Here is a 21,480-nt window from a genome sequence, read left to right as displayed (position 1 = left end):
ACCGGTCACCTACTGGAGGGAAACGCATGATCAACAACGTGGTTATCGTCGGCGGGGGGACCGCGGGCTGGATGACGGCCTCGTACCTCAAGGCGGCGTTCGGCGACCGCGTCTCCGTCACCCTGGTCGAATCCGGCAAGGTGGGCGCGATCGGCGTCGGCGAGGCGACGTTCAGCGACATCCGGCACTTCTTCGAGTTCCTGGACCTCAGGGAAGAGGAGTGGATGCCCGAGTGCAACGCCACCTACAAGCTCGCGGTGCGCTTCCAGGACTGGCGCAAGCCCGGTCACCACTTCTACCACCCGTTCGAACAGGTCGGCTCGGTCGACGGATTCCCGCTCACCGACTGGTGGCTCAAGGCGGGCGAGACCGACCGCTTCGACAAGGACTGTTTCGTCATGGCTTCGGTGTGCGACGCCGAACGCAGCCCGCGCCACCTCAACGGCCTGATGCTCGAACAGTCCTACGACGAGCACGCCGCCGAACCGCGCGGGCTCACGATGTCGGAGCACCAGGGAAAGACCCAGTTCCCCTACGCCTACCACTTCGAAGCCGCGCTGCTGGCGAAGTTCCTCACCCGGTACTCGACCGACCGCGGCGCGAAGCACATCGTGGACGACGTGCAGGAGGTGCTGCTGGACGAGCGCGGCTGGATCACCGGCGTCCGCACCGCCGAGCACGGCGTCGTCGGAGGCGACCTGTTCATCGACTGCACCGGCTTCCGCGGCCTGCTGATCAACAAGGCGCTCGACGAGCCGTTCCAGTCCTATCAGGACATGCTGCCCAACGACAGCGCGGTGGCCCTGCAGGTCCCGTTCGACATGCGCGAACGCGGGATCCGCCCGTGCACCACGGCGACCGCGCAGGAGGCGGGCTGGATCTGGACGATCCCGCTCTTCGGCCGGATCGGCACCGGCTACGTCTACGCCAAGGACTACTGCACGCCCGAGGAGGCGGAGCGCACCCTGCGCGCGCACGTCGGGCCGGAGGCCGCGGAGGTCGAGGCCAACCACATCCGGATGCGGATCGGCCGCACCCGCAACTCCTGGGTCCGCAACTGCGTGGCCGTCGGCCTTTCCAGCGGTTTCGTCGAACCGCTCGAATCCACCGGCATCTTCTTCATCCACCACGCGGTGGAGCAGCTGGTGAAGAACTTCCCCGCCGCCGGGTGGAATCCCGTGCAGACCGCCCGCTACAACGACGCCGTCGCACACGTGATGGACGGCGTGCGCGAGTTCCTGGTCCTGCACTACAAGGCCGCCGCGCGGTCGGACACGCAGTACTGGCGCGACGCCAAAACGCGCGTCGCCCCGGACGGGCTCGAAGAGCGCATCGAGATGTGGAAGACCCAGCTGCCCGACAGTGAAACGGTTTTCCCCTACTACCATGGACTTCCGCCCTACTCGTACATGTGCATCCTGCTCGGGATGGGCGGGATTCCCCTCCGGCACTCCCCCGCACTCGATCTCGCCGACGTGAGCAGCGCGAAGAAGGAATTCGAGGAAATCCGGCTGAAGGGCGACGAATTGGTCCGGTCCCTGCCCACCCCGTACGACTACTTCGCCCACATGCGCGGCTGAGCGGCCGGGTCGTCGAAAGGACCGCAATGGACATCCTCGGGCTGCTCGCCCGCTCGCTCCACGTCGGCGCGGCCGTCGCCGCGGTCCTTCTGGTGGCCGCCGCCGGCCGGTTCGCCGCCCGGCGGCTCCGGCAGCCCGAGGTCGTCGGCGAGATCCTGTGCGGGGTGCTCGCCGGGCCGGTCGTCGTCGGCCTCGCCGGACCGGCGGCGCTCCGGACGGTGCTCCCGCCCGACGTTCTCGAGGTGCTCAAGATCCTCGCCACGGCCGGGGTGGTGCTGTTCCTGACCGGCCTGACCCACGGCTCCCGGGTCAGCACCAGCCCCGCCGAACGCCGCTCGCTTCCGTGGACGGCGGCGGGCGCGTTCGTTCCGTCGCTGCTCGCGGGCGCGGCACTGGCGTGGTGGATCTGCGCGTCCGGGCAGCCGCCGCTGCGGGGCACGGCCCCGGCCTGCGCGTTCGTCCTGTTCCTGGCGGTCGCGTTCTCGGTCACCGCCGCGCCGGTGCTGGCGCGGATCCTGGCCGACCGGGGGCTCGCCGAGGTGCCGGTGGGCCGGATCGCGCTGAAGACCGCGCTTCTCGTCGACAGCGCCGCCTGGCTCCTGCTGACGGTCGCGGTCGGGCTCGCCAGCGGAAGTTCGGCCGGTTTCGTCCGGGCGCTGGTCGTCGTAGTCGGCGCGGTGGTCGTGGCGGCGATCCTGCACCGCCTGCTGCGCACCGGCAAGGCCGGCGCCTGGTGCGCCCGGTCGCCGCGCGGTGCGGCGGCGGTCCTCGCCGTGCTGGCACTGGCCGCGGCGTTCTCCGCGGAACGGCTGGGGATGACCGCAATCCTGGGCGCGGTGCTCGTCGGCGCGGTGCTCCCGGCCGAAGCCTCGTCCCCGTGGCGGGATGCGGTCCGGCCCGTGGCGGCGACCGGGCGCGGGCTCGTGCCGCTGTTCTTCGTGATCACCGGGGTGAACGTGTTCCTCACCGCGTTCGGCGCCACTCCCCCGATGCTCGTCGTCGTGGTGCTCGTCGCCGGCCTTCTGGCGAAGCTGCTGGGCGGCTACGCGGGCGCGCGGCTGGGCGGGCACTCCCGGCTGACGGCCTTTCGGCTCGGGGCACTGGTGAACACCCGGGGACTGACCGAACTCGTGGTGCTGCAAGTGGGCTACAGCGCCGGAATCATCTCCGACGCGCTCTTCTTTTCCCTGCTGGTGCTGGCACTGGCGGCCACCGCCATGACGGGCCCGCTGCTGGCGCTCGCCGACAGAATCGAAACCCGGGGCGCCGCGGTGCCGGCGCACCCTTCGTCCGGAAGCGGTGTGCGATGACCAACTCCCTCAAGAAGCTCGCCGACGAGAGCCTGCTGGACGGCTTCCGGTCGATGATGCGCAGTTTCCCCACCGGGGTCGCGGTGGTGACCGCGCTCGACGAGGCAGGCGAGCCGGTCGGCATGACGTGCTCAGCGGTGTGCAGCGTGACGCTGGCCCCGCCGACCCTGCTGGTCTGCCTGCGCGTCGGGCCCACGCTGAAGGCGGTGACCGGCGGCAAGATCTTCGCCGTCAACTTCTTGCACAGCAAGGCCCGCGCGGTGGCCGAGCTCTTCGCCTCCGGCGCCGCCGACCGGTTCGACCACGTCACCTGGGCAGCCGGCGCGAACGGCGGTCCCCGGCTCGTCCGCGACGCGCACGTGATCGCGTGCTGCCGCGTGAGCAAGACGGAGCCGGTCGGCGACCACGTCGTGGTGTTCGGCGAGGTCGAGACCGTCGAGGAACAGGACGGGCACCGGCCGCTGCTCTACGGCCGCCGGCGCTATCACGCCTGGCCGTCGCACTGAGCCCCCTTCAGCAAGCAGTGCGGCCGTCGTATCCCTGCCGCGACACCGCGATCGCCTCGCGGTGTCGTTCCGCCCAGTCGACCAGGCCGGACAGCGAGTCGTACAGTTCGCGGGCCATCTCGGTCGCCTCGTACTCGACGCGCGGCGGGACCGTCGGGTAGACCGTGCGCGTCAGCAGGCCGTCGCGTTCCAGGTTTCGCAGGGTGAGCGTGAGCATGCGGCGGCTGATCCCCTGCACCGAGCGTTCGAGTTCGGTGAACCGCACCGGGCCGCGCGTCGCTTCCAGCAGGATGCCGATCACCCACTTCCCGCTGATCCGGTTCACGACCTCCATCACCGTGCACACCGCGAATTTCGCCGGGTCGAAGTCCGTGGCCTCATCGGTCACAGCGATGTTCCCCTGGGACATGAAAGTGCCTCCTTCCGCAGTCCTCCATGGTCACACATGATGGGCACTGTAACAAGAGATGCCCTGGCTACGACCAGCGGAAACTCTACCCTGTGCCGGTTATGGAGGACTTTGTCATGCCCGAAACCGCTCGGCATCGCGGCGCGGCGCTCGCCGTGCTGTCGGCCGCCTCGCTGATGGTGGTGCTCGACAGCTCGATCGTCGCGGTGGCCCTGCCGGTGATCCAGACCGACCTCGGGTTCAGCGCGCCCGGGCTCGCCTGGGTGGTCAACGCCTACCTCGTCGCGTTCGGCGGCCTGCTCATGCTCTCCGGACGCCTTGGCGACCTCGTCGGACGGCGGCGGGTCTTCCTCGTCGGCATCGTGGTTTTCACCGCCGCTTCGCTGGCTGCCGGCCTTTCGCCGAACGCGACCACGCTGGTGGTCGCGCGGTTTATTCAAGGCGTCGGCGGGGCTCTGGCGTCGGCGGTCGTCTTGGGAATGATCGTGACGCTCTATCCCGAGCCGCGCGCCCGGGTCCGTGCGATCGGCGTCTACAGCTTCACCCAGGCCGCGGGCGCGTCGATCGGGATGGTTGCCGGAGGCGCGCTTACCCAAGGGCTGGACTGGCATTGGACCTTCTACATCAACCTGCCCATCGGCATCGCCGCGCTCGTGCTGACGCCGTTGGTCGTCGCCTCCGACCGCGGTCTCGGCCTGCGCACCGGCATCGACGTCCTGGGCGCGCTGCTGGTCACGGCTGGCGTGATGCTGCTGGTGCTGGGCATCGTGCAAGCAGGCGACGCGGGCTGGACGTTCCTGACGATCGCGACGCTTGCGTCCGCCGTCGTCTTGCTCCTGCTTTTCCTGCTGCGCCAAGCCCGGACGCGAACCCCGTTGCTGCCGCTGCGCTTGCTCCGGGTGCGCGCGATCAGCGGCGCCAACCTGACCATGGTCGTGATGGTCGCCGGGTTCCTCGGATTCCAGTTCGTCACCGCGCTGTACTTGCAGCAGGTTCTCGGTTTCGACGCGCTCACAACGGGTTTCGCCTTCGTTCCGACGCCGGTCATGATCGCCGCGTTCTCGCTCGGCCTGGCCGACTGGCTGAACACCCGCTTCTCCCCGCGCGCGGTTCTGGTCGCGGGCCTGCTGACGACGTCGGTCGCTTTCCTGTACCTGACCCAGGTCCAGACTTCTGGCGGCTACGCGTCGCACGTGCTGCCGTCGCTGATCCTGATGGGCGCCGGGGCGGGGATGGCGATCCCGGCGCTGATGGGCTTGGCGATGTCCGCCGCGACCCCTAAGGACTCCGGCGTGACGTCCGGGTTGATCACCACGACGCAGCAGGTCGGCGGCGCTCTGGGGACGGCCGTGCTGGCCACCGCCGTCGCGACCCGGACGGCCGAGATGCTGAGCGGGGGTGCTTCGGAGAAGGAGGCGCTGGCGTCGGGATTCCGGGTGGCGTACGGCTTCAGCGCCGGATTGACCGCTCTCGCCGCGATCCTCGCCGCAGTGATCCTGGGCCGCCGAGTCGCTGCGGCTCCCGCGGACACCCCCGCCGAACCGGTCGCATCCTGACCTGGTGCGCCGTGAGTGGCGATGCCGCTCCCACTGGGATCGCCACTCACGAGACCGCGGCGCTAAGTCGCTTGCCCGGTCGCCGCGAGGTAACCGGCCAGCCCGTGGTGGCCCCGCCGCATCATCCACGCGTGGTTGGCGCGGAAGAACGGCCGGGCGACCACGTCCAGCCTGCGCAGCAACGGTTTCCGCACCCGAACGTGTTGCGTGATCTCCAGCCGGGAGCCCTCGCCCTCGGCGTGGATCGCCCCGGCGAGCACCCCGTCGAGGTCCCCGCTCAACCGGACCCGCACCCGCAGCCCCGCGGCGTCCTGCTGCTCCCGGCGCATCGCGATGACGATCCGGTACGGCAGCCGGGAACGGCAGACGATCTGGGCGGTGTCGTCGTCGACCCGGCGCACCGACTGGACGTCCGGCCACCACCGCGGATAGGACTCGAGATCGACGATCGCGTCGAACACCCGTCCCGGGAGAGTCGGCAGCCACCAGTCGCTCCGGAACGAGTACTCGGCGTCCTTCTTCTCAAGGACCACAGTCCGCCCCTCTCTCCCGATCAGCGGAACACGCGCTTGTCGATCTTGACCGTCGTTTCCTAGGCTGGCCATCCCTTGGGTACGCCGCCGCCTGAACCGTCGAGGAGGCTTGGCCGTGCCATCAGCCGCCCGAACCGCCCTGGCCGCACTGCTGACCGCGACGCTAGTCGGCTGCGGCTCCCCCGCGCCGCCGGCCGCGCCCGCTTTCACCGCGACCCTCACCTCGCCGACGAACGTCGTCCTGCACTGGCCGCCCGACCCGGCCGCGGCGGGCTACCTCCTCGAATACGCCAACGCCGCCGACGGCCCGTGGACCGCGCTGCAGTACCTTCCGCCCGGCCAGACTTCTTATACCCACCCGAACCTGATCCCGGAAACGCCGTTCTACTACCGAGTCCGTTCTTTCGCCGGTCCGGTATCGACGACTGTTTCGGCGGGTGGCACGCCGGCACCCGGCACCGCTGCTCCTCCGGCGACGTCTGCCTCGCAGTCCGCCCCGGCCAACCTGACCGCGACACCCGCACCGGACCAGAGCCTGCACTTCGCCTGGAGCGACCGTTCGACCGACGAAGCCGGTTTCCTGCTGGAAATCCGCCGCCCGAACACATCGGACTTCACCCCGGTCGAGGTGACCGATCCCAACGCGACGCAATGCGCGCTGTCACTCTTGCCTGGCGAACAAGGCTCGGTTTTCCGGGTCCGCGCCTTGTCCTACGGCCCGCTCTCCCCGGTCGTCGAGCGCACGACCGGAAAGGACTGATTCCTTCCGCCGCCCAGCAAAGAGCCGCCCGATGCGGAACCGGGCGGCTCTTTGCTGTCTCGCGTAGCGCGGCTGGGTGCGGGCAGGCCGCGTCAGGCCGGGTTCAGCACCTCCGCGAGGAACTCGCCGGTGTAGCTCCCCTCGGTGGCCGCGACCTGTTCGGGCGTGCCCTCGGCGATCACCGTGCCGCCGCCGGAACCGCCCTCCGGGCCCATGTCCACGATCCAGTCGGACGTCTTGATCACGTCGAGGTTGTGCTCGATCACGATCACCGTGTTTCCCTTGTCCACCAGGCCGTTGATCACGCCGATCAGCTTGCTGATGTCCTCGAAGTGCAGGCCGGTGGTCGGCTCGTCGAGGATGTAGACGGTCTTGCCGGTGGAGCGCTTCTGCAGTTCGCTCGCCAGCTTCACGCGCTGGGCCTCGCCGCCGGACAGGGTCGGCGCGGGCTGGCCCAGGCGGACGTAGCCGAGGCCGACGTCGACGAGGGTCTGCAGGTGCCGGTGGATCGCCTTGATCGGCTCGAAGAACTCGGCGGCCTCCTCGATCGGCATGTCCAGCACGTCGGACACCGTCTTGCCCTTGTAGTGCACCTCGAGCGTTTCCCGGTTGTACCGGGCGCCCTTGCACACCTCGCACGGGACGTAGACGTCCGGCAGGAAGTTCATCTCGATCTTGATCGTGCCGTCGCCCGCGCACGCCTCGCAGCGCCCGCCCTTGACGTTGAACGAGAAGCGCCCCTGCTGGTACCCGCGGACCTTCGCCTCGGTGGTGGCGGCGAACAGCTTGCGCACGTGGTCCCACACGCCGGTGTAGGTAGCCGCGTTGGAGCGCGGCGTGCGGCCGATCGGCGACTGGTCGACGCGCACCAGCTTGTCGACGTTCGCGAGGCCGTTGACCCTGGTGTGCCGGCCCGGGACCTGGCGCGCGCCGTTGAGCTTGTTCGCCAGCACCTGCGCGAGGATGTCGTTGACCAGCGTCGACTTGCCCGACCCGGACACGCCGGTGATCGACACGAGGCAGCCGAGCGGGAACGACACGTCGATGCCGCGCAGGTTGTGCTCGCGCGCGCCCACCACGGTGAGCTGCCGCTTCTTGTCGACCGGCCGGCGGATCGCCGGGATCTCGATCTGCCGCCGCCCGGACAGGTACGCGCCGGTGATCGAATCCTTGTTCTTCAGGATCTTCTTGTACGGGCCGCTGTGCACGATGTGCCCGCCGTGCTCGCCCGCCCCCGGGCCGATGTCGACCACCCAGTCGCTGGCCCGGATGGTGTCCTCGTCGTGCTCGACCACGATCAGCGTGTTGCCGAGGTTGCGCAGCCGGGTCAGCGTCTCGATCAGCCGGTGGTTGTCGCGCTGGTGCAGGCCGATCGACGGCTCGTCCAGCACGTACAGCACGCCCACCAGGCCGGAGCCGATCTGCGTCGCCAGCCGGATGCGCTGCGCCTCGCCGCCGGACAGCGTGCCGGACGCGCGGTCGAGCGACAGGTAGGTGAGCCCGACGTCGAGCAGGAAGCGCAGCCGCGCCTGGATCTCCTTCAGCACCGCGCCCGCGATCATCGTCTCGCGTTTGCCGAGCACCAGGTGGTCGAGGAACTCCGACGCCTCCGCGATGGACAGCGCGCAGACCTCGGCGATCGACCGGTCGCCCTGCGTCGCGTGCTCCAGCGTGACCGCGAGGATTTCCGGCTTGAGCCGGGTGCCCTGGCACGCCGGGCACGGCACCTCGCGCATGTAGCCCTCGTACCGCTCGCGCATGTACTCCGAGTCGGTCTGCTCGAGGCGGCGCTCCAGGAACGGGATGACGCCCTCGAAGGCCGCGTAGTACGAGCGCTGCCTGCCGTACCGGTTGCGGTAGCGGACGTGCACCTGCTCGTCGACGCCGTGCAGCACCGCCTTCTGCACCTTCGCCGGGAGCCGCCGCCACGGCGTGTCCATGCGGAACCCGACCGCCTCCGACAGCGATTCCAGCAGCCGCAGGAAGTAGTCGGCGCTCTGCCCGCCCGCCCACGGCGCGATGGCGCCCTCGGCCAGCGACAGCTCGTCGTCCGGCACCACCAGCTCCGGGTCGACCTCCTTGCGGATGCCGATGCCGGTGCACTCGGGGCACGCGCCGTAGGGCGAGTTGAAGGAGAACGACCGGGGTTCGAGATCCTCGATCGCCAGCGGGTGGCCGTTGGGGCAGGCCAGGTTCTCGGAGAAGCCGCGCACCCGGTGCGGGTCGTTCTCGTCCAGGTCGACGAAGTCGAGTTCGATCAGGCCGTCGGCCAGCCGCAGCGCCGTTTCCACCGAGTCGGTGAGCCGCTGCCGCGCGCTGGTCTTGACCGCGAGCCGGTCGATCACCACGCCGATCTGGTGCTTTTCCTGCTTCTTCAGCTTCGGCGGGTCGGTGAGCGGATGCACCGTGCCGTCGACGACCACGCGCGCGTAGCCCTGCTGCTGCAGGTTCTGGAACAGGTCGAGGTACTCGCCCTTGCGCCCGCGCACGACCGGCGCGAGCACCTGGAACTTGGTGCCCTCGGGCATTTCCAGCACCTGGTCGACGATCTGCTGCGGGGTCTGCTTGCTGATCGCCTCGCCGCACTTGGGGCAATGCGCCTTGCCGGCGCGGGCGTAGAGCAGCCGCAGGTAGTCGTAGACCTCGGTGATGGTGCCGACGGTCGACCGCGGGTTGCGCGAGGTCGACTTCTGGTCGATCGACACCGCGGGCGAGAGGCCCTCGATGAAGTCGACGTCCGGCTTGTCCATCTGCCCGAGGAACTGCCGGGCATACGCCGACAGCGACTCCACGTACCGCCGCTGCCCCTCGGCGAAGATCGTGTCGAAGGCAAGACTCGACTTGCCCGACCCGGACAGGCCGGTGAACACGATCATGCTGTCGCGGGGCAGATCGAGATCCACGCCGCGGAGGTTGTGCTCGCGCGCTCCGCGAACAACGAGGCGATCAGCCACGCCTTCGTCCCTTCCATCGTTCTGCTCGGTGGCCCGCCGGGAGATCCGGTGCCGACGGACGTGCCCAGGGTAGGGACGACCACCGACAAAAACCGGACCGCACGTGTTCTGCCTGGGCTTTTCCGCTCGCCGGGGGCCTGGGGAAGCGGCCCGCGGCGGGGTCGCCGGACGCTGTCGGAGGCCCCGCGCGGCGGAGCGGGTGCGCGGGCTGGCCCGGTTCCACGATACAGGTCGGCGAAGGCCGCCCGGCCCGGGTGCGCGGCCCCCGGGGACCGGCCGGGGGCAGGGCGCCGCGGCGGGTTTTCCGGAATTTGTCGGACCCGGCCGATAGATTCCGGGCGTGGCAAGCGACGAAGCCGGAGCGGTGCGGATCTACGCGGCGGGGAAAGGCGGCGACAGCCCGGGACCGGGCGGCTGGTCCGCGGTGCTGAAGTACGGCGAGCATCAGAAATCCCTCGTTGGCGGAGCGGCGGACACGACCGCCGGCCGGATGGCGGTGACGGCGGCGCTGGAAGCGCTCGAAAGCTTGAAACGGCCGGTCCGCGTGCACCTCTACAGCGACAGCGAGTACCTGCGCACCGCGCTGGACGACCAGGCGTCCGACGACCTCCTCGCCCGGCTCCGCACCTGCGCCGCTCGCCACCGGATCACCTGGCGGGCGGCCGAGGATCCGGACGCCCGCGCCCTTCTCGCCGAACTGGCCGGCCGCGCGGCGGAAGCGCGCCCGACCGGGCGGCCGGTCGCGCCGCCGGAGGACGACGAGTGCAGGCACGGCATGACCAAGGCGTACTGCGCCGACTGCCGTCAGCTCGACGCGGGAGTCCTGCCGAACGGATACCGCACGGCGGGCGGCAACGCCTACCACAACGACGCCGACTGCTACTGGCTGCGCAGGGGCCAGCAGCGGCAGGAGCGGATGGGCCGCGACACTCACGAGATCGTCCGGATCGCGTGGGCGTCGGTGATCCCGGGCGAGCTCGCACCGTGCGAGCACTGCTGCACGCCGGAGTGGCTGCAGCGGCGTCGGCGCGGCGGAGGGTTCAGCCGCTCTGCATGACGCACCGGACCCGGTCGAACCGGCCCGCGGCGAGGTCGTCCTCGCGGATCAGCCAGTACAGCACGCCGACGTCGCCCCAGATCAGGCCCGCGTCGCCGTCGCTGTCGATCTGGGCGAGCAAAGCCCAGCGCAGCGCCTCGTCGGCGAGCTCCCCCTCGGCCGCGTCGTCCGGCAGGACCGCCGCGGCGACCTCATCCTCCGGCGGGCCCTGGATCGGCCACGAGCAGCCGCCGATCTGGTGGTACGGCGCGGCCGTCGACTCCCGGAGGCGGTCGAAGAACTCCTCGGACCAGTTGCCCGGATCAGACAGCGGGAGCCCGTCGCGGGCGAGCGTGCGGCGCAGCACCTCCTGTTCGGAGTTCGGGAAAGTCCCGGTGATTTCCGCGGACACCTCCAGCCGCGGATAGACGTCGACTCCCTCCGGCGCGGCCCGTTCGGCGGTCTCGGCGCCGGCCGGAACGACCACGACCCCGCCGAGAGCGGTCAGGTCGACCGGGGCCTCGGCCTGGAACCAGTCGTCGCAATAGAAGAACAGCAACGAACCCGACGCGGGCAGTTCGATCCCGCCGGGCACGCGGGGCAGCGCCGCGCAGTCCACGGACGCGACGAAGTTCATCGGCAGCTCGCCCCGCCAGACTGGCCATTCGACGTCGGCGGGCAGCGCCGGGCTCCCGCCGAGATAACCGACGCGCGCGCCGCTCCCGCCCACGGCGAGCCGGACCGCGGGCCGGAACACCGTTTCCCACGCCTCGGCCACGTCCGGCGGAAGGTTCTCGCGCGCCAGCTTGGCGAGCGGGTCGATCCAAGAGGTCATGGGACGATCTTGACAGCAGGCACCGACAAAACCGGCCACGTGGCCGCCGCGCGGGTGATCCGGCTACCGTGGGGACTCGTGAACATCGCCGACACCTACACCGGACACGTCGAACCGGGCGGCGACGCCGCGCGCCGGACGCTGGACGGGCTCACCATCACCAAGCTCTCCGTTGGCCCGATGGACAACAACGCGTACCTGCTCGTGTGCCGCGCGGAGAACGAAGCCCTGCTGATCGACGCGGCCAACGACCCGGAGCGCATCTCCGACCTGATCGGCCACGGCCCCGACCGGCCCGCGCTGCGCACCGTCGTGACGACCCACCAGCACGCCGACCACTGGCAGGCACTGGGCGCGGTCGCCGGAGCGAACGGCGCGAACACCGCGGCGCACCCACTGGACGCGGAACCGCTGCCGGTGCCCCCGGACTTCCTGGTCGAACACGGCGACACACTGAAGGTCGGCGAGGTGACGCTGGAAGTGATCCACCTGCGCGGCCACACGCCGGGGTCGATCGCGCTGCTGTACCGGGACCCGAAGGGGCACGGCCACTTGTTCACCGGGGATTCGCTGTTCCCTGGCGGGGTCGGGAAGACGTCGTCTCCGGAGGATTTCGCGTCGCTGCTGGATGATGTGTCGGCGCGGATTTTCGACGAGCTGCCGGACGACACGTGGTTCTATCCGGGGCATGGGGACGACTCGACGCTGGGAGAGCAGCGTCCGCACCTGGCCGAGTGGCGCGAACGCGGCTGGTGACGAGAGTTGTCCTACCCGCGACGATCACGCAGTTACGGCAACTACGGCGGGGGCGTTCCGATCGCCCTGCTGAAGGCAGAGCTTCGACTGCTCCGGAAGCTTTTCCAGCTGCTGTTCCGCAGAAAACGCAGAGGCGGTAACTGGGAACTGCTGCTCGCTCGGCAACGTGCTCACCCCGAGGCCGACCTCGTTCAGGTCCGAAAGGTCTACCAGCTGGCACGGACGGGCACGAAGGCGGTGATCCGCTTCGAGGAATCCGGCAAGAGCAGCGATGCTTGGTTCCACCACCGTCGAGTGACGACTGGCGACTACTTGCTCATCTCAGGAAGCGACGGTTTCGGGCGTCATCACAGGACAATCTGTCGGTACGTAAGCCCTGAACAGATCTACGCCACTGCCCCACGCCATGCGCGTCGCGCATACAACCGGCAGATTTCGCGACAAAGAGTCGGCTGACGTGTCGTCGCGAAACTTCGACGAGCCGCAGGACGACTGGTGAACTAACGACGTCCCTGACGGGGCTGCCTGCTTGCCGGGCGGCCCCGTTTGCCGTTGGCGCCGCGAACAACCGGCAGACCGCAATCCCTGCCAGAAACGAACGATCGTGCTAGAAAGGTGCCATGAGCAAGGGCGAGGCAACCCGGCAGGCCGTGCTGGGCCGGGCCGCTGCGACTGCCAGCCGGATCGGTCTCGCGGGGCTGACCATCGGGTCGCTGGCGGCGGACACCGGGTTGTCCAAGAGCGGGTTGTTCGCCCACTTCCAGTCCAAGGAATCCCTCCAGGCGCAGGTCCTCGCCTACGCACGGGAGCTGTTCACCGACCAGGTCGTGCGTCCGGCACTGGCCGCCCCGAGGGGCGAGGCCAGGGTGCGCGCGCTGTTCGAGCACTGGGTCGCGGCAGGCCGGGAAGGCGGCCCCAGCTGCCTTTTCGTGTCGGCTTCCGCCGAGTACGACGACCAGCCCGGCCCGATCCGGGACCAGCTGGTGCGCGACCATCTCGACTTCACCGACTCGGTCGCGCAGATGTTCCGCACCGGGATCAGCGAGGGCCGGTTCCGCTCGGACGCCGACCCGGACCAGTTCGCCCACGACCTGCACGGCGTGATGCTCGGCTTCTTCCACGCGCACCGGCTGCTGGCCGAACCCGCCGCGGAGGCGAGGACCCGGCGCGCCTTCGAAAACCTGCTCGCCGCCGCGAAGTAACCCGCATCGACCGAAGGACAAGGCTGTGGATGGTTTCTGCCGCAAGAAAAGCACGATCGTTCGTTCTTTACTCCCTTCGACGCGGGACGAGTCGACCGGCCGCGCCGCGCCGTCGCGCCTCGGCCGGCTGGCATCGCGCGGCGGTCATGAGCGAAGATCGAGGCGCACCAACGGAAATCCCCTTGCCGGCCGCCCGTCTGAGCCGACACTGACCACCCCCGGGGGACGAGATTCCTCGCGCGAAGGGGCCGTTTCATGTTGAGGACCGGTTGGCGTGCGGGCCCGGCGGACGACGGCGGCGAACCGGTGTTCGTCGCGATCACCGAGTTCCGGCCGCGCCGGCGGCGGGACATGCTTGCCGTCGCCCGGGCTGGGCTCCGGCTCGGGCGCGGCTGGCTGGAACTCGACGGTGCGGTCGGCATGTGGCTGTGGTGCCAGCCGACTCTCGGACGCACCGGCTCGGTCTCGGTCTGGCGCGACGAGGACGCACTGCACGGCTTCGTACGCTGGCCGCCGCACGTCGAGGTGATCAAGAGGTTCCGCGACGAGGGCGCGTTGAGCAGCCACGGCTGGTGGACGCCGTCGTTCGATCAGGAACGGATCTGGCGGCTGGCCCGCGAGCGGCTCGTGCGCCCTCGGGCTTGAGCCGTGCGGGCGTCCGTCGTTTTGTCCCGTCTCGACCCGGACAGTACGGAAAATCCCAAGCCCGCCAAGGGAATTCACCTGTAACCGTGCGCGGCGTGTTGCCCAGTCCGCCTCCACCGAGTACTCAGGCGAAGGTCAACTTTCGCGGCACGGATTCGGGGAGCGGCATGACAGCGCAGCTGTGGTCACGACGAACGTTGCTAGGCGGCGCGGCAGGCAGTGCGGCGCTGCTCATCACCAGTTGCGCTTCGAAGCAGGCCAAAGCGACGGCCGCCGCGCTGCCGCCCGCCCAGCCCGGCGGAGCGCGGGTGATGATCGTCCGCCACGCCGAGAAACCGTCCGGTTCGACCGGGCCGCAAGGGATCGACGTGAACGGCAACTCTGATTCGCATTCGCTGACCGTCCGCGGCTGGACCCGGGCTGGCGCGCTCGTCGAGTTGTTCGCGCCGGCGACCGGGGCGCTGCGGGACGGACTCGCCCGGCCGACCGCTGTCTACGCGGCGGGCGGCAACGGCGGCGAGGGCACCCGGCCGCGGGAAACCGCCGGGCCGGTGGCGGAGCGGCTGGGCAAAACCGTCCTGACCACCTACGCCAAGGGCAGCGAGAGTGCGCTCGCCGCGGAGGTCGCCCGGCGGACGGAGCCGACGTTGATCAGTTGGCAGCACGAGGAAATTCCCGCGCTCGCCGCGGCGTTCGGCGCGACAACGCCGCAGAAGTGGCCGGACGACCGGTTCGACGTCGTCTGGGTGCTGACCCCGGCCGGGTCCGGCTGGGCACTCGCTCAAGTGCCGCAGTTGCTCCTGGCCGGGGACAGCGCCGAGCCGATCAAGTAAGGGCCGCAACGCTCAGACCCGATCAGCGAAATCTCACTGCCGCTCGAAGGGCAGCTTCTCCCCCGCTTCCACCGCGAACGGCAGGTGATTCCCCTCCGGCGGCAACGGGCACGTCGCGAAGTCCGTGAACGCACAAGGCAAATTGACCGCCCGATTGAAGTCCAGCGTCACGGTCCCGTCCGCAGCAGCCTCGGCCACGGGCAGGGAACGGTTGGCGGCATACGTCGTCACGCCGCTGGTCGAGTCGGTGAAAAGAATGCTGTACCCACCGGTCTTGCCGTTGAACGCAGTGAGCGTGTGCTCGACACCGTCGCGCTCGAAGACAACCCGGCCAGGCGCGGTGTAGACATGCGACAGTCCTTCCACAACCGCGCCAACAGTCGTCGGACGGGGCTCGTCGAAGGCTTCAAAACGGCCGGTCAGAACCCAAGCCGGGTCGGGTTCGTACGCGGGTACGCCGTGGAAGTCGTGCAGCACCGGGGCTTTCGGGTCGTGCACGCGGATCAAGTAGCCCGACCGGCGCGCGACTTCGATCTCTACCGCGCCGGCCGTCACGCGGGTGCCCGCGCCGCTGTTCACCAGCTCGAAGCGGTGGACATCAGTCAGCAAAGTGCCTTCATGCCGTAACTCCCCGCCGTCCGGGTCGACGTACGCGGCTTCGGCGTCCTGCCACCATCGGCCGGGCAGGCCGGGGTACGTCCGGGGCGCGTTCTCGAGCCAGTCGAGGGACACCAGCGCCAGCCAGCCGTACGGATCGGCCAGCGTCTTTTCCCGCTCCGCTTTCCAGTCCTGCCACGCCTGCGCGAACTCCACCGCCATGTCCGGATCCCTTCAGAGAGTGTCCACGGCACAACGCCGGCCCCGGCATGGCATTCCGGCTCCCAGCACGTGGGAACGGTAGGGTCGCCGGGTGGCGGAGCAGACGGAACAAACCGTGGAGATCTACACCGACGGCGCGTGCAGCGGCAATCCCGGACCGGGCGGCTGGGGCGCGCTCCTGCGCTACGGCAAGCACGAGCGCGAGCTGTACGGAGCCGAGGACACCGTCACCACCAACAACCGCATGGAGCTGATGGCTCCGATCCGCGCGCTGGAAAGCCTCACCCGCGCGGCCGTGGTGCGGATCTACACCGACAGCACGTACGTCCGCAACGGCATCCTCCAGTGGATGCCGCGCTGGAAGAAGAACGGCTGGCAGACGCAGGCGAAGCAGCCGGTCAAGAACGCCGACCTCTGGCAGCGCCTCGACGCCGCCTGCGAACGGCACGAGGTCGAATGGCTGTGGGTCAAGGGCCACGCCGGGCTTCCGGAGAACGAGCGCGCGGACAAGCTCGCGGTGAAGGGATCGCAGGAAGCCGCGGCGTCCGGGGTGCGCCGGGCTCGCGGCTGAGCGCGCCGCGCTGCCACGAGACGGCGGCGTGCTGCGCGTGCGAAGGCAACCACCGCTTCGATCTAGTCGGCACACTCGGTGCCACCGACAATAATATTCGTCTTGACAAGAAGAACTATCGGTTGGCAAGCTCGGCAGCATCAGAAAGCCGAGAGGACAAGCCATGCCGAAGTTCACGACCGTCGCCGAGTACGTCGCCGCGCAGCCCGAAGCGCTCCGCGAGGTCTACACCGCGCTCCTGCCCGTGCTCGACGACGCGATGCCGAACCCGGCCGCGCTCTACCACGGCGCTCCCACCTGGAAGGTGGGCAAAAACCCGGTCTGCCTCGCGAAGGCGTACAGCTCGTACGTGACGCTCGCCTTCTGGCGCGGCCAGCTGTTCGACGGCGGCCTCGAACCAGGCGCACGCGAGATGGCCCACGTGAAGCTGCGCGGCGCCGAGGACGTCGACGCCAAGCAGATCGCCGCCTGGGTGCAGCAGGCTCTCGCACTGGAGACAGAATCAGCGGCGTGACCAACCCCTGCCCCTGCGGCCTGCCCGAGCCCTACGCCGACTGCTGCGGCCGGTTCCACCGCGGCGACCAGCACGCCCCGACCGCCGAGCGGCTGATGCGGTCGCGGTACTGCGCGTTCGCCGTCGGGGAGCCCGAATACCTGCTCGACACCTGGCATCCGGACACCCGCCCGAAGCGGCTGCGGCTCGATCCCGCCCAGGAGTGGACCCGGCTGGAGATCCTCGGCCAGACCGGCGGCTCGCTGCTGCAGAACGAGGGCACCGTCGAGTTCCGCGCGCACTACCGCCACCAGGGTCGCGACGACTCGCAGCACGAGAACAGCCGGTTCGTCCGCGAGGGCGGGCGCTGGTACTACGTCGACGCCCGCTAAGCGGAACCGCAGGCGAAAATCGGGCGAAAAGACCCCGTCGAGGTCTGTTCCCGGACGCTCCGGACGGCTACCATCACCGGCAATCGTTAAGGAACTTTACTAACAATCGCCGCCGCCAGGAGCCCGAGGAGGACCGCTCGTGACCCCACGCCGGCCAAGAATGCCCGGACGGCTGTTAGCAGTCGCCGCACTGACCGCCGCGTTGATCCCCGGCGTCGCCGGAGCCGCTTCGGCCGGGCCGGAGCCCGGCCAGGCCGCGATTCCCGGTTATCTCATCCAGTCCTCGGCCAAGGTGTCCGACGACGCCTCGGTGTCGAAACCCGGCTTCGACGCCAAGGGCTGGTACCCGGTCGGCTCGCAGTCGACGGTCTACGCGGGGCTGCTCGCCAACGGCCGCTACTCCGACCCGTTCTACTCCACGAACATGAAGAACGTGCCGACCGCGGACTTCAAGGTCCCGTGGTGGTACCGCGCCGACATCAAGGTCGCCGACCCGTCGCAGCGCACCTATCTCGACATCAGCGGCGTGCTGTCCAAGGCCGACATCTGGGTCAACGGCACCCGCGTCGCGACCAAGGACGACGTCAACGGCCCCTACACCCGGCACGACCTCGACGTGACCAAGCAGGTCCACGAGGGCGTCAACAGCGTCGCGTTCAAGGTCTACCCCAACGACCCGAACAACGACCTGTCGATGGGCTGGATCGACTGGGCGCAGACCCCGCCGGACCAGAACATGGGTCTCGCCCGCGAGATCGTCGTCCGGCACAGCGGGCCGGTCGCGCTGCGCGGAGCGCACGTGGTCACGAAGCTGAACGTGCCCGCGCTCGACCACGCCGACCTCACCGCCAAGGCCGACGTCCGCAACGACTCCGATTCCGCGGTTCGCGCCACGGTGTCCGGCACCGTCGCGGGCAAACCGGTGAGCCAGGACGTTTCCCTTGCCGCGCACGAGAAGAAGACCGTCTCGTTCCCGGTGATCGGCGTCGACAAGCCGCAGGTGTGGTGGCCCGCCGGCATGGGCGGGCAGCCGATGCAGCAGCTGGACCTCACCGCGACCGTCGGCGGGACGACGTCCGACGCGAGCCACTCCAGCTTCGGCATCCGCGACGTCAAGGCTCCGCTGAACTCCAGCGGCGGGCGGCAGTACCTCGTCAACGGCAAGCCGCTGATGATCAAGGGCGGCGGCTGGTCCCCCGACCTGCTGCTGCGCTGGGACGCGGGCCGCGCGGCCGACAAGCTCGCCTACGTCAAGAACCTCGGCCTCAACACGGTGCGCCTCGAAGGCCACATCGAACCCGACGCGTTCTTCGACCTCGCGGACCGGATGGGCGTGCTGACCATGCCCGGCTGGGAATGCTGCGACAAGTGGGAAGGCCAGGTCAACGGCGACGAGAAGGGCGAGCCGTGGACCGAAGCGGACTACCCGATCGCCAAGGCGTCCATGACCGCCGAAGCCGAGCGGCTGCGCGACCACCCGAGCGTCCTGTCCTTCCACATCGGCAGCGACTTCGCGCCCGACGCGCGGATCGAAAAGGGCTACCTCGACGCGCTGTCCGCGGCGGACTGGCCCGCGGCGATGATCTCCGCGGCCTCGGCCAAGGCGTCGCCGAAGCTCGGCCCGTCCGGGATGAAGATGAACGGCCCGTACGACTACGTCCCGCCGAACTACTGGTACGACAAGGCGCACAAGGACGCGGGCGGCGCGTGGAACTTCAACTCCGAGACCAGCGCCGGGCCGGACATCCCGACGATGGACACGCTCAAGCGGATGATGACGCCCGCCGAGCTGGAAACGCTCTGGAAGAACCCGGCCGCGCCGCAGTACCACCGCTCCGAGTCGGAGACCTTCGCCAACCTGAAGATCTTCGGCGACGCGCTGGCCGGCCGCTACGGCAAGCCGACCGGCCTGGACGACTTCGTCCGCAAGGCGCAGCTGGCGCAGTACGAGAACGTCCGCGCGGAGTTCGAATCGCACTCCCGCAACTTCACCGACTCCAAGGACCCGTCGACCGGGCTCATCTACTGGATGCTCAACAGCGGCTGGACGTCGCTGCACTGGCAGCTGTTCGACGCCTACCTCGACCAGAACGGCTCCTACTTCGGGGCCAAGAAGGCGAACGAGCCGCTGCACATCCAGTACTCGTACGACACCAAGTCGGCTGAGGTGGTCAACTCCACCACGACGAAGGCGTCCGGCCTGACCGCCACCGTCGAGCTCTTCAACACCGACGGCACGAAGAAGTTCTCGAAGACCAAGAAGGACTTGTCGGTCAACGGCGGCGGCGCGCACGCGAAGGCGCTCGACATCGGTTCGGTCAGCGGGCTTTCGTCCACCTACCTGGCGAAGCTGGTGCTCACCGATTCGGCGGGCAAGGAGGTCAGCCGGAACGTGTACTGGCTGTCCACCAAGGACGACAAGCTCAACTGGAGCAAGTCGGACTGGTACTACACGCCGACGTCGTCGTACGCCGACCTGTCCGGGCTGTCGAAGCTGGGCGCGGCGAAGGTGGCCACCACGGCGACCTCCGCGCCGGGTCCGGACGGCACCACTGTCACCACGGTGAAGCTCACCAACACCTCGTCGGGCAAGACGCCGGCGTTCATGGTGGACACGCACGTGGTGGACAGCGCGGGCACTCCGGTGCTCCCGGTCAGCTGGTCGGACAACCAGGTCAGCCTGTGGCCGGGCGAATCGGTGACGCTCACCGCCACCTATCGCACGGCCGATCTGCACGGCTCCGCGCCTTCGGTGCGGGTCGCGGGCTGGAACACCGGCACGCAGACCGTCCACGCGTAAGCGTTGTGGGACTAGCGGGTTCGCCCGCTAGTCCCACAGCCGACGCTGTCCGGAATCCGGATCGGACACCGTCGTGCTGACGTCGTCGAACAACCGGGTCACGCGGTCCTCCGGTGTGTAGGCCGCCCATCCCGGATCACCGGTCGCCACGAACCGGACCCACGTCGCGAACATCTCCTCCGCCATCGCCCGCAGCCGCTCCGGATCGGGGCGGGCGATGGCGAACAGGAAGCGCCAGTTCGGGTTGCGGACGTCGTCGAACACGAACGGCAGGTCCACCCCGTGCGCCGCGCCGAGGCCCTTCCCGCGCGGCGCGATCCGCCAGTCGAGCCGGTACATCCACGCCGTGCCGCCCGCCGCGTGCTGGGTTTCCGCGAGCCGGATCGCCGGCAGCCACCAGTCCCCCGCCGTGCGGACGCGGTTCACCAGCTGGTCCTCCGGCCAGTCCGGCAGCAGCTCCCGGTACGCCTCGGTCATCCGCGCGATGTCGTCCGGTTCGAGCATCGTCGAGCCGGTGCCGAGCAGTTTCGCGCCGCCGGTTTGCAGCCAGGAGAACAGGTCCTGCTCGTCGGCGGTGGTGCCGGTGAGGATCCGGACGTCCCGCGCCGCGCCGTCCGCGACCGCTTCGCCGGGCCGCTGCGGCAGCAGATCCCCGTCGACCACCACGCGGTACGTCACGAGGGTGCCAAGCTGAGCCGTGACCCGTTGCTGCGCGGTCAAAATCTCCGTGACGGGCAGCGTCGACAGATCTCGGCGGCCTAGCTCAGCCAGCACTGCCTCGCCGACCGCTTCCGCCTCGGCCGGGGTGTGCACGACGGACCCGACGCCGGTGCCGCTCTGCACGATCGCCTGGCTGAACAGCCCTTTCGCGGCCGGAACCGCCAGCAACGTCCCTACCGTGCGGCCGCCGTTGGACTGCCCGGCGAGCGTGACGCGTCGCGGGTCGCCGCCGAACGCTGCGACGTTGTCGCGGACCCATTCCAGCGCCAGAACTTGGTCCTGCAGCGAGAGATTCCCGTCAGAAACCCCAGGCAGCCGGAGCATGCCGAGCACCCCGAGCCGGTACGCGACGGTCACGACGACCACGCCACGGCGGGCGTATGCGGACGCGTCGAACTGGTGCGGCGCGCCCATCACGCCACCGCCACCGTGGATCCACACCAGCACAGGGTACGAACCGGGCGCTTCGGGCGCGTAGACGTTGACGTACAGGCAGTCCTCGTCGCCGACGAAGCGTTTCCCGGTCACGTCGGGCTGCGGCGCTTTGGCGGCGAACTCCGTCGCGTCGCGCACTCCGGTCCAGGAAGCCACCGGCATCGGCGGCCGGAACCGCAGCTCCCCCACCGGCGGCTCCGCGAACGGCACCCCCAGGAAACGCCCGACTCCGTCCCGCACCTCGCCGCGGACGGCACCGGCCCGCGTCTCCACCGTCGTCACGATTCGCAGCCTAGCCCCGGCCCCCTCGCACGCTCCGGGGCCGCAGGTGATGA

General features: G+C 69.6%; 20 protein-coding genes. 14 read left to right on the top strand and 6 right to left on the bottom strand.

Features of this window, described 5'->3' with window-relative positions; all coding sequences use genetic code 11:
• The first annotated feature begins 26 nt into the window (after window positions 1–26).
• Genes ABD156_RS41400 through ABD156_RS41390 form a run of 3 tightly spaced genes read left to right on the top strand, consistent with a single transcriptional unit; the run spans window position 27 to window position 3,396 of the window.
• On the top strand, window positions 27–1,580 hold the full coding sequence (locus ABD156_RS41400; protein ID WP_344286511.1) for a tryptophan halogenase family protein: 1,554 nt from the start codon (window positions 27–29) through the stop codon (window positions 1,578–1,580).
• 26 nt (window positions 1,581–1,606) lie between these two features.
• The gene (locus tag ABD156_RS41395; RefSeq protein ID WP_344286509.1) at window positions 1,607–2,890 is read left to right on the top strand and encodes a cation:proton antiporter; all 1,284 of its coding nucleotides are present in this window, start codon (window positions 1,607–1,609) and stop codon (window positions 2,888–2,890) included.
• Window positions 2,887–3,396: a flavin reductase family protein gene (locus ABD156_RS41390; protein WP_344286508.1), complete on the top strand. Its 510-nt coding sequence runs from the start codon at window positions 2,887–2,889 to the stop codon at window positions 3,394–3,396. Before ABD156_RS41395 ends, ABD156_RS41390 begins: the two co-directional genes overlap by 4 nt.
• Before the next feature lie 7 nt (window positions 3,397–3,403).
• Here the strand turns inward: ABD156_RS41390 and ABD156_RS41385 are convergent, their stop codons facing one another.
• Window positions 3,404–3,805 carry a winged helix-turn-helix transcriptional regulator gene (locus ABD156_RS41385; protein ID WP_116204536.1) on the bottom strand — a complete coding sequence of 134 codons (402 nt, stop codon included), beginning with the start codon at window positions 3,803–3,805 and terminating at the stop codon, window positions 3,404–3,406.
• A gap of 116 nt (window positions 3,806–3,921) precedes the next feature.
• Here ABD156_RS41385 and ABD156_RS41380 point away from each other — a divergent pair, with 116 nt between their 5' ends.
• Complete coding sequence (locus tag ABD156_RS41380) at window positions 3,922–5,361, top strand: MFS transporter (protein ID WP_344286506.1); 1,440 nt, start codon at window positions 3,922–3,924, stop codon at window positions 5,359–5,361.
• A gap of 62 nt (window positions 5,362–5,423) precedes the next feature.
• Here the strand turns inward: ABD156_RS41380 and ABD156_RS41375 are convergent, their stop codons facing one another.
• Complete coding sequence (locus tag ABD156_RS41375; protein ID WP_344286504.1) at window positions 5,424–5,894, bottom strand: SRPBCC family protein; 471 nt, start codon at window positions 5,892–5,894, stop codon at window positions 5,424–5,426.
• Window positions 5,895–6,009: 115 nt separating this feature from the next.
• On the opposite strand from ABD156_RS41375, the gene ABD156_RS41370 reads away from it, so the two are divergent.
• On the top strand, window positions 6,010–6,654 hold the full coding sequence (locus ABD156_RS41370; protein ID WP_344286502.1) for a fibronectin type III domain-containing protein: 645 nt from the start codon (window positions 6,010–6,012) through the stop codon (window positions 6,652–6,654).
• 92 nt (window positions 6,655–6,746) lie between these two features.
• On the opposite strand, the gene uvrA is transcribed toward ABD156_RS41370, so the two are convergent.
• Window positions 6,747–9,608 carry an excinuclease ABC subunit UvrA gene (gene uvrA / locus ABD156_RS41365; RefSeq protein ID WP_344286500.1) on the bottom strand — a complete coding sequence of 954 codons (2,862 nt, stop codon included), beginning with the start codon at window positions 9,606–9,608 and terminating at the stop codon, window positions 6,747–6,749.
• Between the two features lie 340 nt (window positions 9,609–9,948).
• On the opposite strand from uvrA, the gene ABD156_RS41360 reads away from it, so the two are divergent.
• The gene (locus ABD156_RS41360; RefSeq protein ID WP_344286498.1) at window positions 9,949–10,665 is read left to right on the top strand and encodes an RNase H family protein; all 717 of its coding nucleotides are present in this window, start codon (window positions 9,949–9,951) and stop codon (window positions 10,663–10,665) included.
• Here ABD156_RS41360 and ABD156_RS41355 read toward each other — a convergent pair.
• Complete coding sequence (locus ABD156_RS41355) at window positions 10,649–11,479, bottom strand: YwqG family protein (RefSeq protein WP_344286496.1); 831 nt, start codon at window positions 11,477–11,479, stop codon at window positions 10,649–10,651. The genes ABD156_RS41360 and ABD156_RS41355 overlap by 17 nt on opposite strands.
• A gap of 78 nt (window positions 11,480–11,557) precedes the next feature.
• On the opposite strand from ABD156_RS41355, the gene ABD156_RS41350 reads away from it, so the two are divergent.
• From ABD156_RS41350 to ABD156_RS41335, 4 genes are all read left to right on the top strand, one after another.
• Window positions 11,558–12,235 carry an MBL fold metallo-hydrolase gene (locus ABD156_RS41350; RefSeq protein ID WP_344286598.1) on the top strand — a complete coding sequence of 226 codons (678 nt, stop codon included), beginning with the start codon at window positions 11,558–11,560 and terminating at the stop codon, window positions 12,233–12,235.
• 620 nt (window positions 12,236–12,855) lie between these two features.
• Window positions 12,856–13,437 (top strand): TetR/AcrR family transcriptional regulator, encoded by a 582-nt coding sequence (locus ABD156_RS41345; protein WP_344286495.1) that lies wholly within the window; start codon window positions 12,856–12,858, stop codon window positions 13,435–13,437.
• A gap of 255 nt (window positions 13,438–13,692) precedes the next feature.
• Window positions 13,693–14,082 carry a hypothetical protein gene (locus ABD156_RS41340; protein WP_344286494.1) on the top strand — a complete coding sequence of 130 codons (390 nt, stop codon included), beginning with the start codon at window positions 13,693–13,695 and terminating at the stop codon, window positions 14,080–14,082.
• Window positions 14,083–14,249: 167 nt separating this feature from the next.
• Window positions 14,250–14,915: a hypothetical protein gene (locus tag ABD156_RS41335; RefSeq protein WP_344286493.1), complete on the top strand. Its 666-nt coding sequence runs from the start codon at window positions 14,250–14,252 to the stop codon at window positions 14,913–14,915.
• A 33-nt stretch (window positions 14,916–14,948) separates the two neighbouring features.
• Here ABD156_RS41335 and ABD156_RS41330 read toward each other — a convergent pair whose 3' ends face one another.
• Entirely contained in the window at window positions 14,949–15,734 is a 786-nt protein-coding gene (locus tag ABD156_RS41330; RefSeq protein WP_344286492.1) for a DUF1684 domain-containing protein, read from the bottom strand.
• 91 nt (window positions 15,735–15,825) lie between these two features.
• On the opposite strand from ABD156_RS41330, the gene rnhA reads away from it, so the two are divergent.
• The 4 genes from rnhA to ABD156_RS41310 all read left to right on the top strand — a co-directional run bounded on the left by rnhA (window position 15,826) and on the right by ABD156_RS41310 (window position 19,990).
• Complete coding sequence (gene rnhA, locus ABD156_RS41325; RefSeq protein WP_344286491.1) at window positions 15,826–16,305, top strand: ribonuclease HI; 480 nt, start codon at window positions 15,826–15,828, stop codon at window positions 16,303–16,305.
• A 163-nt stretch (window positions 16,306–16,468) separates the two neighbouring features.
• Window positions 16,469–16,819, top strand: coding sequence for a DUF1801 domain-containing protein (locus tag ABD156_RS41320; RefSeq protein ID WP_344286490.1), 351 nt, complete (start codon window positions 16,469–16,471; stop codon window positions 16,817–16,819).
• Complete coding sequence (locus ABD156_RS41315) at window positions 16,816–17,190, top strand: YchJ family protein (RefSeq protein ID WP_344286489.1); 375 nt, start codon at window positions 16,816–16,818, stop codon at window positions 17,188–17,190. The genes ABD156_RS41320 and ABD156_RS41315 overlap by 4 nt, the downstream gene beginning before the upstream one ends.
• Window positions 17,191–17,350: 160 nt before the next feature.
• Window positions 17,351–19,990: a glycoside hydrolase family 2 protein gene (locus ABD156_RS41310; RefSeq protein ID WP_344286596.1), complete on the top strand. Its 2,640-nt coding sequence runs from the start codon at window positions 17,351–17,353 to the stop codon at window positions 19,988–19,990.
• 27 nt (window positions 19,991–20,017) lie between these two features.
• On the opposite strand, the gene ABD156_RS41305 is transcribed toward ABD156_RS41310, so the two are convergent.
• Window positions 20,018–21,427 carry a carboxylesterase/lipase family protein gene (locus tag ABD156_RS41305; RefSeq protein ID WP_344286488.1) on the bottom strand — a complete coding sequence of 470 codons (1,410 nt, stop codon included), beginning with the start codon at window positions 21,425–21,427 and terminating at the stop codon, window positions 20,018–20,020.
• Between the last annotated feature and the right edge of the window lie 53 nt (window positions 21,428–21,480).

This window comes from Amycolatopsis albidoflavus (assembly GCF_039525725.1).
In the GTDB taxonomy this organism is placed as follows: Bacteria; Actinomycetota; Actinomycetes; order Mycobacteriales; family Pseudonocardiaceae; genus Amycolatopsis; species Amycolatopsis albidoflava.
The sequence above is the reverse complement of the archived record's forward strand: the minus strand, read 5'-3'. Positions and strand labels throughout refer to the sequence as shown.